The 2,201-nt window shown below is 68.2% G+C and carries 1 protein-coding gene and 1 pseudogene; both read right to left on the bottom strand.

Translation table 11 applies throughout. From position 1 onward, the window contains the following. Positions 1-50 precede the first annotated feature (50 nt). A protein-coding gene (locus tag CCN42_RS36260; protein ID WP_211294873.1) for an IS5 family transposase occupies positions 51-961 on the bottom strand; the annotation gives its coding sequence in 2 pieces (ribosomal slippage) (positions 51-613 and positions 613-961; 912 coding nt in all). A 249-nt stretch (positions 962-1,210) separates the two neighbouring features. Continuing rightward, positions 1,211-2,086: pseudogene (locus CCN42_RS36255) on the bottom strand (IS5 family transposase). Between the last annotated feature and the right edge of the window lie 115 nt (positions 2,087-2,201).

The raw sequence follows: 2,201 nt of genomic DNA, 5'->3' as shown, positions 1-2,201 counted from the left end.
GAGAGTGCGTGCCAGGTGTCGCGGGGCAGACGGGACTTTGCGGACACGGCCTAGGTCCTGTCTGACAAAGGATCTTGGTTGGGTTCGCGGAGCCAGAGGATGAGTGAGGCGAGGTGGACTCCGGCCTTGTAGCGGGTGGCGAGTTTGTCGAAGCGGGTGGCGATCGCGCGGAACTGCTTGAGGCGGTTGAAGCAGCGCTCGACCACGTTGCGGGCCTTGTAAAGCTCGCGGTCGAAGGCCGGCGGCCTGCCGCCGGCCTTCCCTCGCCGCAGGCGGTTGGCCTTCTGGTCCGCCCGCTCCGGGATCACCGCCCGGATGCCTCTGCGTCGCAGGGACTGGCGGATCGCCCGGGACGAGTACGCCTTGTCCGCGACGACCGCATCGGGCCTGAGGCGGGGGCGCCCCGCGCCGGTCCGGGGCACTCTCAGATCGTCCATGACCGTGTCGAAGACGGTGGAGTCGTTGACGTTGCCGGGCGTGACGACGACGGCCAGTGGAAGGCCCCGGCCGTCGCAGGCGAGATGGATCTTTGTGGTCAGCCCGCCGCGGGACCGGCCCAGCGCCTGGCCAGCCGACGGACATGCCGGATCTTCCAGTTCGTCCCCCGCCGCCGCCCCTTTTTGCGGGCACCAGCGGCGTGCTGATGCGCCCGGCTGATCGTGGAGTCGACCGACACCGTCCACTCCACGGCCCCGACGGAGTCGTCGCGGACCTGGACCTGCCCGAGCAGGCGGGCCCAGGTTCCGTCTGCCTCCCAGCGGGCGAACCGTTCATAGGCCGTCTGCCACGGCCCATAGCGTTCCGGCAGGTCACGCCACGGAGCACCGGTCCGCAACCGCCACAACACCCCGTTGATCACCTGCCGGTGATCACGCCACGGACGACCACGTCCGTCAATACCAGGCAGCAGGGGCGCTATCCGCTCCCACGCCGCATCCGTCAGCTCACCCCGACCCACCACAAGATCAATTATCAGACAGGTCCTAGCGCAGGGGCCGAGGCTTCGGTGTAGTCGGGCGACGGGCCAGGACATGCATAGGCTGGGTTCAGGCCCCGGGGCTGTCGCAGCCCCTGGGAGGAGGAAGCAGAGACCGCGGTCTCGGGCTGGTGCCGAGGCAGCATCGTGCGTGAGGACGACTTCGTCTGCGTCTTCTGCGGGAGCGATCTGCCCGCGGCGTGGAACGTGGATCCCGTTGCGTGAGACCGCGGGTCACAGCCACTCGTTGATGGTCGCGACGAGGACGGTCGCCTCGTAGCGGACGGCGAGCTTGTCGTATCGCGTGGCTACAGCGCGATGTCTCTTGAGGCGGTTGATCCCGCACGCGACCGCGTGACGCTCGCGGTAGTCGGCCGGGTCGAATCACGGCGGCCGGCCGCCGCGGGAGCCGAGCTTCCGGCGGTTGCGCGCCTGGTCGGCCTTGTCTGGGATGGTGCAGCGGATCCCGCGTCGGCGCAGGTAGGCGCGGTTCTTGCGGGAGGCGTACGCCTTGTCGGCCCGCACCCGGTCGGGGCGGAGGCGTGGCCGGCCCGGCCCGATGCGAGGCACGCGGATCTTCCCCAGCACGGGCTCGAGCTGAGGCGAGTCGCCGCGCTGACCGGCCATGACCACGATCGCCATGGGCTTCTGACCGTGCTCGACAGCCAGGTGCAGCTTGGTGGTGAACCCGCCGCGCGAACGTCCCAGCCCGTGATCGCCGGGCTCGGTTAACACGCCACCCGGTGGTTCTTTCTGTAGGTGATCCTGCTTGCGGGCCCTGGCCGCTTGCTGATGAGCTCGGCACACCGTGGAGTCGACGCTCAGGTCCCATGTGATCGCACCTTCCGCGTCGGCCAGGGACTGGAGACGGGTGAGGATCCGGTGCCAGGTGCCATTCCGCTGCCATCGGCGGAATAGGTCGTAGATCCGGCCCCACGGTCCGTACTTCACGGGCACGTCCCGCCACGGAACACCGGTTCGGACCCGGAACCGTATGCCGTCGATCAACTGCAGCCGAGGCCAGATGGGTGGCCGCCCGGCCCTCGTGCCCCTCGGCAACAACGGCTCCAGCACGGCCCACTGTTCGTCCGTGAGATCTCCCCGACCCATGAACCGAGATCATTCACAGCTCAAGATCCACTTTCGACACACGGCCTAGCGCGTGTCTCTTTGATGGGTTGGTCAGTTGATCGGATGTGTCCGTCCGATTAGTGATCACTGATGC

The sequence above is a fragment of the Streptomyces glaucescens genome (assembly GCF_002154375.1).
Lineage (GTDB): Bacteria > Actinomycetota > Actinomycetes > Streptomycetales > Streptomycetaceae > Streptomyces > Streptomyces glaucescens.
This window is presented reverse-complemented; position numbering and strand designations above follow the sequence as displayed.